Here is a 12,780-nt window from a genome sequence, read left to right on the forward strand (position 1 = left end):
AGTCGTGGCAATCGTCTTGTCATGTCGCGAAGACGTGGCAAGTTTTTCTCAGTTTCTTTTCACGTCCTGTAGGGTGGGCCAATGTCTTGGACGCCTGACGCGCCTTACGAGGCCCTGCCTCCCCTGCCACCGGCAGCCGAGTTGGAGACCCGCGCTGTCTTGAAGGCCGCCATCGATGCCCGCGACGCGCTGGCACGGTTCGACGCTAGAGCGAGCGCGCTGCCCAATCCGACTATTCTCATCAACGCGATCCCGCTCTTGGAGGCGCAAGCCAGTTCAGAGATCGAGAACATCGTGACGACGACGGATGAGCTCTTCTCGGCTGCGCTCTCCGACGTTCACGCGTCAGCGGCCACCAGAGAAGCCTTGCGGTACCGGTCGGCTCTCCGTGCTGGCTTCGGTGAGCTTGGGCAACGTCCTCTCACGGCGCAATCGGCAGTCCGGCTCTGCTCGATCATCAGGGGTCATGAGACGCCGATTCGCGATCGTGAGGTGATCATCGGTGATCCTTCGTCACGACGACGTGTCTACACCCCGCCCGCCTCCCCGACCGTGATCGACGACCTGTTGCGGAACTGGACCAGATTCATCAACGGGGAGTCATCCCTCGACCCCCTGGTGCGCATGGCTGTTGCCCATTACCAGTTCGAGGCCATCCATCCCTTCACCGATGGTAATGGCCGTACCGGGCGCATCCTGAATGTCCTCATGCTCTGTGCAGCTGGACTCCTCCAGTTGCCGCTGCTCTACCTCTCTCGGTACATCATCGAGACCAAGGACGCCTACTACCGGCGCCTGCTCGACGTCACTGCGTCCGCTGCGTGGGAGGACTGGATCCTCTACATGCTTGAGGGAGTCCGGCAGACATCGATTCGCACCGGTCGGCTCGTCGAGCGCATAGGTGAGGTTCAGGTCGGAATCGGCGGGGTCATGCGTGAGGCTTTGGGGTCCGTCAACGCTGACCTCCTGGCAGTGGTCATGGAACAGCCCTACGCCAGGACGCGCGACGTGATGGAACGGTGTGGCGTGTCTCGCCCCACGGCGACCAAGTGGCTCAGAGCTCTTGTGCGGGCTGGAGCGCTTGAGACGGTCCCTGTCGGACGAGAGGTGCTGTATATCAACGTGGCTTTGATGGAGACCCTGCGGACCTGATAAATCGCTTGTCATGGACCCTGAACGTGCAAAGAACCAGGGCCGTTCTTTCCACGTCGTGCGAGCTCGACGGGGCGTGTGCGCTCGAACGCCAGGAGCTCAGATGATCTCGGGCTCCTCGCCGTCCTCGCGCTCAAGCGGGAGGCCTGCCTGCGCCCAGCCCTTCATGCCGCCGTCGATGTTGTAGGCGTCGTAGCCGTTCGCGGTCAGCCACTGCACCGAGCGCGCCGAGCGCCCGCCGGCGCGGCAGACCACCAGGAGGTCCTGCTCGGGTAGCTCCTCTATCCGCGTGGGCAGCTCGCCCATGGGGATGTGGATGGCGCCGGGGGCGTGCCCGGCATCCCACTCGTCCTGCTCGCGCACGTCCAGGAGTGCGTACCCGTTAGGAACGGGCTGCGCGGTATCGAGGTCAGTGACGGGAAGGTCGGATCCGGGAGTCGCAGAGAAGGCCATGACCCCAGCCTATTGCGCGTGATCCGTCGGTGCGCGACCCGCCGCCGCGGTCCGCTCTCCTGCCGCCAGAGCTTGCCCGTCAGGATCGGGCGGATTGGCCTGCGCGCGGCGGAAGGGACTGGCAGGATCAGAGCATGCACGAGCGCGCAGGCCAGGTGGCCCGTCCCGAGGACCTCATCGACGTCGACCAGGTGGTCTCTGCCTACTACGACCGCACGCCCGATCTGGACGATCCGGCCCAGCAGGTCGTCTTCGGTACCTCCGGGCACCGCGGCTCGAGCCTGGACGGCGCGTTCAACGAGGCGCACATCGTGGCCACCACGGCGGCCATCGTGGAGTACCGCCGTTCAGAGGGTATCGATGGCCCGCTCTACCTCGGCCGGGACACCCACGCCCTCTCCGAGCCCGCCTGGCGCACGGCCATCGAGGTCCTCGCCGCGGCCGGCGTGGAGACTCGCATCGATGCGCGCGACTCCTACACCCCCACACCGGCCATTTCGCATTCGATCCTGCGGGACAACGGCGCCGGAACCACCGGGGGAGTGCGCATCGAGGGCCCGGGCCGCGCGGACGGCATCGTGGTCACGCCCTCGCACAACCCGCCGCGCGACGGCGGCTTCAAGTACAACCCGCCCCACGGCGGCCCGGCCGGTTCCGAGGCGACCTCGCTGATCGCGGCCCGGGCGAACGAGATCCTGCGGACCGGCGAGAGCGTCGATCGCCTGTCCTTCGAGCAGGCGGTGGCCGCGGAGCACGTGCGCAAGAACGACTTCCTCACCGCCTACATTGATGACCTGGTCTCGGTGCTTGACCTTGAGGCCATCCGTGGTGCCGGGGTCCGCATCGGCGCCGACCCGCTCGGCGGCGCAGCCGTGGAGTACTGGGGCGCCATCGCCGAGCGCTACAGCCTGGACCTCACGGTGGTCAACGATCAGGTCGACCCGCGCTGGTCCTTCATGACTCTCGACGGCGACGGCAAGATCCGTATGGACTGCTCCTCCCCGCACGCCATGGCCTCCCTGCGGACGGTCATGGCCGGCAGCGACGGTACTGCCGCTCCCTTCGACGTCGCCACCGGCAACGACGCCGACGCCGACCGCCACGGCATCGTCACCCCGGACGGCGGGTTGATGAACCCGAACCACTACTTGGCTGTGGCTATCGACTACCTGCTCGGCCACCGCAGCTCCTGGCCGGCGGGTGCCGCCGTGGGCAAGACCCTGGTGTCTTCCGGCCTGATCGACAAGGTGGTCGCGGCTCAGGGTCGCACGCTCCTGGAGGTGCCGGTGGGCTTCAAGCACTTCGTGCCCGGCCTGCTCGATGGTTCGGTGGTCTTCGGCGGTGAGGAGTCTGCGGGCGCCTCCTTCCTGCGCACCGACGGCACGGTGTGGACTACGGACAAGGACGGCATCCTGCTGGCCCTGCTGGCGGCGGAGATCATCGCGGTCACTGGCCGCACGCCCTCGCAGCTGCACGGCGCACTCGTCGAGCAGCACGGTGCGAGCGCGTATGCACGCGTGGATGCCCCCGCTGACCGGGCCCAGAAGGCCAAGCTCGCCAAGCTCAGCCCGGAGGACGTCGAGGCCACCGAGCTGGCCGGCGATGGGATCACCGCGAAGCTGGTCCAGGCGCCGGGCAACGGCGAAGCCATCGGCGGGCTGAAGGTCACCACCGATCACGCCTGGTTCGCTGCCCGCCCCTCGGGCACCGAGGACGTCTACAAGATCTACGCCGAGTCCTTCCGCGGTGACGAACACCTCGCCCGGGTGCAGGCCGAGGCGAAGCAGGTGGTGGACACCGCGTTGCAGGGTTGAAGCCACTGCAGGGCTGAGGCTCGCCCGGCCGCGCCAGCTGCTCCGCAGGAGAGGATTCCCTCAGCGGTAGAAGAACAGGCCCTCTCGCTGCTGCAGCATGCTCCGGGCCACGCCCGGGGCGCCGTCGAGCTGCTCGAGGGTCATGAGCACCTGCTCACCCTCCACCTCGAGGGTGCGTAGCTCGAAGTGGTCACTGTAGGGCTGCCCCTGCAGGGTGCGGCCCCCGGTCACGATCGCTTCGAGAAGCTCGGCGTTGGCGTGGGCGGAGTCCTCGTCGAGGTGGGTGTAGACGGCCCGGACGAGATGCGCCTCGCCGTCGAGGTCCAGGCCGACCCCGAGCCAGGCAAAAGGAAGGAGCCCTTCGTAGCCCAGCGCGGCCTCGAACTCCTCGATGTCCATCTCGAGCAACATGGCGGGATCCGGCGGGCCGTACGGGTCGGGGATCAACGTGGCGCTGTACCAGGGCTCGGCATCGAGAGCCTCGGCGGTCGCGACCGCCGGCGCATCCTCGTCGAAGGTGGTCGCCTGGTTGTCGCGCAGGCTGGTGACCGGCTCCGGCCGAGGAGCGATCAGCAGGCGGTCGTCCACCTCCATCAGGGTCCCACTGCCCGAGGGAGCAATGAGCCGGGCGGCTTCGGGGTCGAGGCCTCCGTCGGGATCTCCGAGCTGCCAGACATCCTCGGTGCGCCCACCGAGCGCCGAGTCGATCAGCTCGGTGTCGTATGGCCCGTGCAGCACCGCGGCGCTGTTCGGCGGGCTGAGGACCTCCGTGAAGCGGTCGACGGAGAGCAGAGATACCCCCAGCGCTTCGTGCACCTCATCGGCGAATGCCGCATTGGCTGACCACCCCAGGGAGTCCGGCCCCAGTGCGGTGGTCACCGGGCCCCCCTGGCTCGGCCCGACCGCCACGGCCCAGTCGAGGAAGGCGTCGGCACCGTCCTCCGGATCGGGCTTGGGATGCCCGGTCACCTCTGCGACGTGGTCCAGATCGGTGGCCTGGATGGTGACGGCGTCGCCCTCAGCAGGAACGGGCAGGTAGGCGAGGTCCGTTGCCAAGCCCTCGCCTGTGCTGCTCCCCCCAGCCGACGTGCAGGCCACCAGGGCGCTCGCGGACAGAAAAGATGCAGCCGTAGTGATCCAGCCGCGGCGGGCTTGGTCCGAGCGCAGTGCGCGAGTCATGCGATCCCCCTCAGGATGAGTGCTGGAACTGCGGCCTTCGCCGACCGCAGGTGCTGGCTCGCACCATCGCGTACCTGCAGTGGGCATCGTAGGCTGAGAAACATGGCGCGCTCCATAGCAACCAACACCCAGGCCTCCCGCGAAGAGCTCGAGAGTTTTCTCCGCGAGCGCCACCACGCCATCCTGCTCACCCACCGGGCCAGTGGTGGCCCTCAGATGAGCCCGGTGGCCTGCGGCCTCGATGCCGAAGGACGGGTGGTGATCTCCACGTACCCCGAGCGCGCGAAGATCAAGAATCTCCGGCGTGATCCGCGCGCCTCCCTCTGTGTGCTCTCCGATGACTTCGGTGGCGCATGGGTGCAGGTGGACGGCACTGCCGAAGTGCTGGATATCCCTGAATCCATCGAGCCGCTGGTTGACTACTTCCGCTCGATCTCCGGTGAGCACCCCGATTGGGACGAATACCGCGAGGCCATGGTGACGCAGGGCAAATCGCTGATCCGGGTGAGCATCGAGCGTTGGGGGCCAGTCGCCACCGGAGGTTTCCCCGCGAGGCTCGCCTGAACCTGGTCGTATGACCCGGCGGTGCCTCAGCCAACGACCCGCCGCGCCCGGCTAGTGCGGGAGCGCCGGGTAGGCCGCCTTCGGCAGGTGGTAGCTCAGATCGATGGCGGTCTCGATGGCCTCGTCCAGCCCCATCCGGTGCTCGGCCACGAGCCGGGCCAGGAACCCGGCGTCGATGCGTCGCGCGAGATCATGCCGCGCGGGGATCGAGGCATAGGCCCGGGTGTCATCGACGAAGCCTGTGGTGTTGTAGAAGCCGGCGGTCTCGGTGGCGGATTCGCGGAAGCGCCGCATGCCCTCCGGCGAGTCGAGGAACCACCAGGGTGCTCCCAGGCGCATGGCCGGGTAGGCCCCGGCGAGGGGGGCGAGCTCACGTGAGTAGGCAGTCTCGTCCAGCGTGAACACGATGAACCGGAAGCCGCGATGGTGGCCGAAGGCCTCCAGCACGGGACGCAAGGCCCGGGTGTATTCGGTGTGGATGGGAATGTCGAAGCCCTTGTCGTGCCCGTAGCGGCGCGCCACGGCGCGGTCGTGGTCGCGCAGGGAGCCCGGATGCAGTTGCATGACCAATCCGTCCTCGCAGGACATCCGCGCCATCTCGAAGAGCATGTGCCCGCTGAAAGCCTGCGCCTCCTGTGCCGTGACCTTGCCACTGAGCGCGGCCGCAAAGATGCGGGTGGCCTCCTCCGCGCTCAGCTCCGTGGTGTCGGCCAGCAGGTGCCCGTGATCGGTGGCGCGAGCCCCGGCGTCGCGGAAGTCCCGGCGTCGCTGGCGCAGGGCGGAGAGGTAGCCCTCGTAGGAATGCGCGTCCACGCCGGTGATCTGCGAGAGCGCGGCGAGCTGGCCTGCCCAATCCGGCCGGTTGACGTGAAGGAGCGGGTCCGGCCGGAAGGTGGGCACGATCCGCTCTCCCCATCCCTGTCTGGCCAGGGAGCGGTGGGCCGCGAGATCGTCGGTGGCGCCGTCGGTGGTCGCGAGGATCTCGAGGTTGAAGCGCTGGAAGAGCGCCCGTGGCCGGAAGTCCGGGCGCTCCAGTGCTGCCGCGATCTCGTCGAAGATGCGGTCTGCGCTCTCCGCCGACGGCTCCTCGGTCACGCCGAAGATCTCGATGAGCTCGTGTTCCAGCCAATACCGCGTAGGTGTTCCGCGGAAGAGCGCCCAGTGGCTGCAGAAGCGCCGCCAGATCGCCCGCGGGTCGGTCTCCAGCGGTGCGCCTGCCGGGCCCGCGCCGTCCATCGGGGGGATGCCCAGCGCGGGGAGCGGCACGCCCTGCGAGACGAGCATGCGCACCAGGTAGTGGTCCGGGACCACCAGGAGCTGGGCCGGATCCGGGAAGGCCGCGTCCTCGGCGAAGGCGCGCACATCCACGTGACCATGCATGGAGACCAGGGGGAGGTCGGCGATCGCGTGGTAGATCTCGCGTGAAATCGGCCGTAACTCGCCGGACGGCAGTGCGCGCTCAGGGTGCAGGCTCCAGCTCATGGCTCTCCTCATTGCGATCCGGACGGCGGGACGTCCCGAGATGGAAGCGTTTCCACCCGAACCTACCAGTCGCCGGCGTCCAGCACGTGGTGATCGGTTCTCCGCTCGGATCGGTGATCAACTGTGACGTGGCAGTAGTGTCTTACTCGTTGCGGGGCGCAATACCACCCCAGGATCATCGCCCCTGAGCGACCTCTCCCCACTGAATCAACAAAAGGACGACTGCGTGCTGTTGCCGAATGACCTCTCTGCTCCTGCCCCCTTGGCACGTGGTGCCCTGCGGGTGACTCCACTCGGAGGGCTCGGTGAAGTCGGGCGGAACATGACCGTCTTCGAGTACGACGGCAAACTGCTCATCGTCGACTGCGGCGTGCTGTTCCCCGAGGAAACCCAGCCGGGTGTCGATGTCATCCTGCCCGACTTCACCGCCATCCGTGACCGGCTCGACGACGTCGTGGCGGTGGTGCTCACGCACGGGCACGAGGACCACATCGGCGGTGTGCCCTACTTGCTCAAGGAACGGCCGGACATCCCGGTGATCGGCTCCGAGCTCACCCTGGCCTTCCTCACCGCCAAGCTCAAGGAGCACCGGATCAAGCCGCGCACGGTTCAGGTCAAGGCCGGCGAGCAGCACCGGAGCGGCCCTTTCGGCCTGGAGTTCGTTGCGGTGAACCACTCCATCCCGGATGGGCTGGCGGTCGCGATCCGCACCAAGGCCGGGCTGGTCCTGCACACCGGTGACTTCAAGATGGACCAGTTCCCTCTCGATGACCGGATCACTGATCTGCGTCACTTCGCCCGGCTGGGTGAGGAGGGCGTCGACCTGTTCCTCGTGGACTCCACGAACGCCGAGGTTCCTGGCTTCATGATGTCCGAGCGTGACCTCACGCCCGCGATCGAGGGGGTCTTCGCGAATGCTCCGCGCCGCGTCATCGTCTCGAGCTTTGCCAGCCATGTGCACCGCATTCAGCAGGTGCTCGACGCGGCCGAGGCCAGTGGGCGCAAGGTGGCCTTCGTGGGCCGGTCGATGGTGCGCAACATGAAGATCGCGCGCGATCTCGGCTACCTCACCATCAAGCGAGGGTTGCTGGTGGACTTCAAGAAGCTGGGTGATCTGCCGGATCACAAGGTCACGCTGGTCTGTACCGGCTCACAGGGTGAGCCGATGGCCGCGCTGGCCCGGATGGCGAACAACGGCCACGAGATCAAGCTTGCCGAGGGTGACACCGTGCTGCTCGCCAGCTCGCTCATCCCGGGCAACGAGAACGCGATCTACAGCATCATCAACAAGCTCATCGACCTGGGCGCCACTGTGGTGCACAAGGGCAACGCCAAGGTGCACGTCTCCGGCCATGCCAGCGCCGGTGAGCTCGTCTACTGCTACAACCTGATCCGCCCCCGCAACGTCATGCCTGTGCATGGGGAGTCCAAGCACCTGCAGGCCAATGCAGAGCTTGCCCGCCGCACCGGGGTCCCGGAGCAGAACGTCGTCGTCGTACGTGACGGGGTTGCCGTCGACCTGGCTGACCGTCAGGTCACCATTGCCGGGCAGGTCCCGGCAGACCTGGTCTATGTCGAGGGTCAGGCCGTGGGCAAGGCGACCGAGCGCATCCTCGAGGAGCGCCGGGTGCTGCGGGAGGGCGGAGTCCTCACGGTGCTGGCCGTCGTGGACGAGAACAACAGCCTCACGGAGCCGCTGGAGATCCTCACCCGCGGTTTCGTGCGGGACAAGAAGGCCTTCGAGGGCGTGGTCGCAGCGGTGGAGAAAGCCCTGGCGCGCCCGCAGACCAAGAAGATCGATGATCTGAGCAAGCTCGAGTCCGTGATCGTCGACGCCGTCTCCCGTCACCTCCAGCGCAGCTACCGCCGCCCGCCGGCGGTCATGGCCGTCGTCGTCGACGACTGAGCGCTCCGGAAACACACGGAAACTGCCACATCATTCAGGTGTGACACCTAGGATGTAAGCGTTTCCGCACATTCCGGGCCGCGGTCCGGTCCCGTCCGACCCCGAAGGGTGTGTCATGACGTCCCGTCTCTCGTTCGCCACGCTGGACCAAGCCCGTCCGGCCGCGCGTCGTCCCGCGCTCGACCCCCGCGCCATGAGCACCGGCTCGGTGCACCTGGGTGTCGGGGCCTTCCACCGAGCCCATCAGGCGGTGTTCACCGAGGACGCCATGGCCGCAGCAGGTGAGAGCGGCTGGGGCATCCATGCCGTCACCCAGCGCTCGGCCCGCGTTGCCGAGCAGCTCGATCCGCAGGACGGCCTCTACGGAGTCCTGACCTGTGGTCTGGATGGTGCCGGAGAGCCCGAGCGGAGCCTGCGGATCGTGGGCGCCGTGCGGGCGGTCTCCTTCCCCGGTGAGCAGACAGGTGAGGTCCTGGCCCGCCTCGCGGCTCCCACCACCCACCTGGTGACGCTCACCGTGACCGAGAAGGGGTACCGCCGCAGCGGTGATCGCCTCGACCTCCGCGACGAGGGCGTGCAGGCTGATCTCGCTGCACTGCGCGAGGAACGGCGCACCGGCACGGCAGTGGAGACCGCAGCAGGAAGCCCGATCGGCATGCTGGCCCGCGGCCTGGCCCGGCGCGCTCACGGCGCGGCGACGCCGATGAGCGTGGTCTGCTGCGACAACATCGTGCACAACGGCCCGATGGTGGGCCGTCTGGTCTCCGAGTTCCTCCTGGCGGCGGGCGCCGACGGCGCGGCGGCCTGGGTCGCCGACCACGTGACCTTCCCGGCCACCATGGTCGACCGCATCGTGCCGGCGACCACCGCCGCCGAGCGTGCGGCCGCCGAAGCGATCAGTGGACTGCAGGACGAAGGCCTGGTTGTCGCGGAGCCCTACCGGCAATGGGTGATCGAGGACTCCTTCGCCGGCCCTCGGCCAGCATGGGAACGGGCGGGCGCCACGCTCACGAGCGATGTTGCCCCCTTCGAGGAAGCCAAGCTCCGCATTCTCAACGGTACCCACTCCTACCTGGCTTATCGCGGCGCTTTGCTCGGCCACGCCACAATCGCCGAGGCCGTGACCGATGCGGGACTGGGTGCTGAGGTGAGTGCCTTCATCGATCACGATGTCATCCCCACCCTCACGCCGCCTCCGGGCGTCGACCTCGGGCAGTATCGCGACTCCGTGCTGGAACGCTTCGCCAACCCGGCACTGGGTCACACGACGCAGCAAGTGGCCATGGACGGCTCCCAGAAACTGCCCGTGCGTCTGCTCGGCACCGCCGCCGACCGGCTCACCGCAGGGGCGATTCCCGAGCGGACAGCACGCGCAGTGGCGGCCTGGATGGTGTTCGTGGCCCGAGCCGCCGATGGCTCCTCACCCCTGGTTCTCGATGACCCACAGGCCGAGGTGCTCGGCGCCGCCGTCGCAGGCGCGGCAAGCGGCGCGGCGCTCGCCGACCGCCTGCTCGACCTGGAACAGATCTTCCCCCCGGCGCTCGCCGGCGACGAGCGCTTCCGCTCGGCCGTGCGTGAGCAGGTCACTGACCTGGCGTGAGTCCTAGGTGACGGCGCCCAGCTGCCAAGGCTGGAACTCGTCCTGCCCCAGGTCCAGTTCCTCGCTCACGCTGCGGCGCCGGCCGGAGGCGACGTCGACGAGTAGCTCGAAGAGCTCCTCGCCGACCTCCTCCACGGTGGCCCCGCCATCCACGATCCGGCCGGCATCGAGATCCATGTCCTCGTGCATGCGCTCATACATCGGAGTGTTCGTGGCGACCTTCACGGTGGGGGCCGGCTTGGAACCCAGCACGGAGCCGCGGCCGGTGGTGAAGCAGATGAGGTTCGCCCCGCCCGCCACCAGCCCGGTGACCGAGACCGGATCGTAGCCCGGGGTGTCCATGAAGCCCAGGCCCCGCTGGGTGATCTGCTCGGCATACCGGTAGACCGCTCGCAGCTCGGCCGATCCGGCCTTGGCGACGGCGCCGAGTGACTTCTCCAGGATGGTGGTCAGGCCGCCGGCCTTGTTCCCGGGGGAGGGGTTGTTGTCCAGGGTGCCGCCACCGGCGGTGGCGTAGTCCTGCCACCACGCCAGCCGCTCCAGCAGCGCCTGACCTACCTCTGGGGTGGCGGCCCGCCGGGTGAGCAGGTGCTCCGCGCCGAAGATCTCCGGGGTCTCGGCCAGCACCGAGGTGCCGCCTGCGCCCACGAGGAGGTCCGAGGCGTAGCCCAGTGCGGGGTTCGCGCTGATTCCGGAGTAGCCGTCCGAGCCGCCGCAGTTGAGCCCCAGAACAAGATGGGAGATGTCAACCGGTTCGCGCCGGGCACGTGCCACCCGGGGCATCATCGCGCGAATGCGCTCGCTGCCGACCCGCACCGTCGCGCGGATCCCGCCGAGGTCCTGCACATTGAGGGTCTCCACCACGGTGTCCGGCGGCAGGTTCAGATCTTCGACCAGCGCGGCGACGGGAACCATCTCGCATCCCAGGCCGAGAACCAGCAGCCCGCCGAAGTTCGGGTGGCGGGCGTAGCCGCGCAGGGTGCGCAGCAGGGTGTCGCCACCCTCCGAGCCGGGCACGAGCCCACAACCGGAGCCGTGGGTCAGCGCCATCACGCCGTCGACGTGCTCGGTGTCTGCGGAGCCGAGTCCGCGGAACTGGCCAGCAATGAGCCGGGCCGAGGAGGCCGAGCAGTTCACCGAGGTGATCACGCCGATGGCATTGCGTGTGCCCACGCGCCCATCCCCGCGCACGTAGCCGTCGAAGGTGCGCCCGGTCATGGTGGTGGGGATCGCCGGCCGGTCGACCCCGAACTCGTAGTCGCGGGACCCGGGCTCGAAGGCCAGGTTGTGACTGTGCACCGGCTGGCCGACGGCGATGTCGCGGGTGGTGACGCCGATGACCTGGCCGTACTTGCGCACCGCCGATCCCCGGCCGAGCGCCCGGAGGGCGATCTTGTGTGCTCGTGGCACCGTGCTGGCGACGACGAGTGTGCTGCTGTCGCTGAGGGCGAACTCCTCGCCTCGGTGCAGATCTCGCGTGGCGATCGCGACGTCGTCGTCGGGCCGTAGGCGCAACAGTGGGCTGGCGGTGGGCATGCGCTCTCCTCGGTTGGCTCGCGGCACCAACGCACCGCGGAAACGCTTCCACTAGCATAATGCTCCGGTATCCCCATCGAGAGGGCACCCCATGGCCACGATTCACGACGTCGCACAAGTCGCCGGCGTCTCCATCGCGACGGTCTCGCGCGCGTTGAACGGCGGCCCGCGCGTGCACGACCGCACGCGAGAGCGGGTGCTCCAGGCCGCTGCCGACCTGGACTTCCATCCCAGTCATGCCGCCCGCGGCCTGGCCACCGGCCGGCACGGCACCCTGGGTGTGCTTGTCCCGGACGTGGCCAACCCCCTCTTCTCCCGGGTGCTCGCCGGAATCACGCGAAGCGTGCAGCAGCGAGACTTTGGCATCGTGCTGGCTGACTCCCAGGAGATGCCGGGCCGGGAGAAGGAGCTTGCCCGGCGGCTCTCCCAGCAGGTCGACGGTCTCATCCTCGTCTCGTCGCGGATGTCCGAGTCTGACGTCAAGGAACTCGCCGGCAAGCTGCCGGTGGTGGTCACGAACCGGCAGGCGGACGGCGTGGACTCGGTCAGCATCGACGCGGCGCACGGGATGGCGGAACTGCTCACCGCCATCGCCGGACTCGGTCACCAGCGCGTGGGTTATCTCGACGGCCCGAGTGCGTCGCGATCCGGGGAGGTCAAGCGAGCCGGGCTGGACTCTGCGGCAGCAGCGCACGGCCTCGATCTCGTCACGTGGAGCACAGAGGCGCCGACCTTCGCGGCAGGGCGGGCTGCCGCGGAGATGGTGCTGGCCAGTGGCGTCACCGCGGCGCTGGCCTTCAACGACCTCCTGGCCTGGGGTCTGCTCACCAAGGCCAGCGAACTCGGGGTCGGGGTCCCGGCAGACCTGAGCGTCGCCGGCTTCGACGACGCCCTGGAGGAGGGGATGGTCTCGCCGGCGCTCAGTACCGTCTCCGCCCATGGTGACGACCTTGGAGTGCTCGCGGCGGACCTGCTCACCCGGCGCCTGGCTGACCCGGAGGCGCCGGTGGCCACTGAGGTGCTGCCCTGTCCGGTCCTTCTCCGGGAGTCGACAGCGGCTGCGGCGCAGTAATTCGGACGGACTATTCCAGCAC

Annotated in this window: 10 protein-coding genes; 6 read left to right on the forward strand and 4 right to left on the reverse strand. The window is 68.3% G+C overall.

Annotated features, from left to right (window positions below):
* Positions 1–81: 81 nt before the first annotated feature.
* Complete coding sequence (locus EDD31_RS07320) at positions 82–1,152, forward strand: Fic family protein (protein WP_123303570.1); 1,071 nt, start codon at positions 82–84, stop codon at positions 1,150–1,152.
* A gap of 99 nt (positions 1,153–1,251) precedes the next feature.
* Here the strand turns inward: EDD31_RS07320 and EDD31_RS07325 are convergent, their stop codons facing one another.
* Complete coding sequence (locus EDD31_RS07325) at positions 1,252–1,605, reverse strand: rhodanese-like domain-containing protein (protein WP_123303571.1); 354 nt, start codon at positions 1,603–1,605, stop codon at positions 1,252–1,254.
* A 134-nt stretch (positions 1,606–1,739) separates the two neighbouring features.
* Here EDD31_RS07325 and pgm point away from each other — a divergent pair, with 134 nt between their 5' ends.
* Positions 1,740–3,419, forward strand: coding sequence for a phosphoglucomutase (alpha-D-glucose-1,6-bisphosphate-dependent) (pgm, locus tag EDD31_RS07330; protein ID WP_123303572.1), 1,680 nt, complete (start codon positions 1,740–1,742; stop codon positions 3,417–3,419).
* Between the two features lie 60 nt (positions 3,420–3,479).
* On the opposite strand, the gene EDD31_RS07335 is transcribed toward pgm, so the two are convergent.
* Complete coding sequence (locus EDD31_RS07335; RefSeq protein ID WP_123303573.1) at positions 3,480–4,475, reverse strand: hypothetical protein; 996 nt, start codon at positions 4,473–4,475, stop codon at positions 3,480–3,482.
* 225 nt (positions 4,476–4,700) lie between these two features.
* Here EDD31_RS07335 and EDD31_RS07340 point away from each other — a divergent pair, with 225 nt between their 5' ends.
* A complete protein-coding gene (locus tag EDD31_RS07340; RefSeq protein ID WP_123303574.1) occupies positions 4,701–5,162 on the forward strand; it encodes a PPOX class F420-dependent oxidoreductase in 462 nt (153 codons plus the stop codon).
* Between the two features lie 51 nt (positions 5,163–5,213).
* On the opposite strand, the gene uxaC is transcribed toward EDD31_RS07340, so the two are convergent.
* The gene (uxaC, locus tag EDD31_RS07345; RefSeq protein WP_123303575.1) at positions 5,214–6,644 is read right to left on the reverse strand and encodes a glucuronate isomerase; all 1,431 of its coding nucleotides are present in this window, start codon (positions 6,642–6,644) and stop codon (positions 5,214–5,216) included.
* A 226-nt stretch (positions 6,645–6,870) separates the two neighbouring features.
* Between uxaC and EDD31_RS07350 the strand changes: the two genes are divergently transcribed.
* The gene (locus tag EDD31_RS07350; protein ID WP_281270430.1) at positions 6,871–8,550 is read left to right on the forward strand and encodes a ribonuclease J; all 1,680 of its coding nucleotides are present in this window, start codon (positions 6,871–6,873) and stop codon (positions 8,548–8,550) included.
* A 115-nt stretch (positions 8,551–8,665) separates the two neighbouring features.
* Entirely contained in the window at positions 8,666–10,150 is a 1,485-nt protein-coding gene (locus tag EDD31_RS07355) for a mannitol dehydrogenase family protein (protein ID WP_123303576.1), read from the forward strand.
* A gap of 3 nt (positions 10,151–10,153) precedes the next feature.
* Here the strand turns inward: EDD31_RS07355 and EDD31_RS07360 are convergent, their stop codons facing one another.
* Complete coding sequence (locus tag EDD31_RS07360; protein ID WP_123303577.1) at positions 10,154–11,686, reverse strand: UxaA family hydrolase; 1,533 nt, start codon at positions 11,684–11,686, stop codon at positions 10,154–10,156.
* Between the two features lie 91 nt (positions 11,687–11,777).
* Here EDD31_RS07360 and EDD31_RS07365 point away from each other — a divergent pair, with 91 nt between their 5' ends.
* Entirely contained in the window at positions 11,778–12,758 is a 981-nt protein-coding gene (locus tag EDD31_RS07365) for a LacI family DNA-binding transcriptional regulator (protein ID WP_123303578.1), read from the forward strand.
* Positions 12,759–12,780: the final 22 nt, after the last annotated feature.

Origin of the sequence: Bogoriella caseilytica (assembly GCF_003752405.1) — a bacterium.
In the GTDB taxonomy this organism is placed as follows: domain Bacteria; phylum Actinomycetota; class Actinomycetes; order Actinomycetales; family Actinomycetaceae; genus Allobogoriella; species Allobogoriella caseilytica.

Coding starts and splice junctions, on each gene's coding strand:
- uxaC (WP_123303575.1), bottom strand. CDS start 6,644: ATGAGCTGGAGCCTGCACCCTGAGCGCGCACTGCCGTCCGGCGAGTTA.
- EDD31_RS07320 (WP_123303570.1), top strand. CDS start 82: ATGTCTTGGACGCCTGACGCGCCTTACGAGGCCCTGCCTCCCCTGCCA.
- EDD31_RS07365 (WP_123303578.1), top strand. CDS start 11,778: ATGGCCACGATTCACGACGTCGCACAAGTCGCCGGCGTCTCCATCGCG.
- pgm (WP_123303572.1), top strand. CDS start 1,740: ATGCACGAGCGCGCAGGCCAGGTGGCCCGTCCCGAGGACCTCATCGAC.
- EDD31_RS07355 (WP_123303576.1), top strand. CDS start 8,666: ATGACGTCCCGTCTCTCGTTCGCCACGCTGGACCAAGCCCGTCCGGCC.
- EDD31_RS07340 (WP_123303574.1), top strand. CDS start 4,701: ATGGCGCGCTCCATAGCAACCAACACCCAGGCCTCCCGCGAAGAGCTC.
- EDD31_RS07325 (WP_123303571.1), bottom strand. CDS start 1,605: ATGGCCTTCTCTGCGACTCCCGGATCCGACCTTCCCGTCACTGACCTC.
- EDD31_RS07360 (WP_123303577.1), bottom strand. CDS start 11,686: ATGCCCACCGCCAGCCCACTGTTGCGCCTACGGCCCGACGACGACGTC.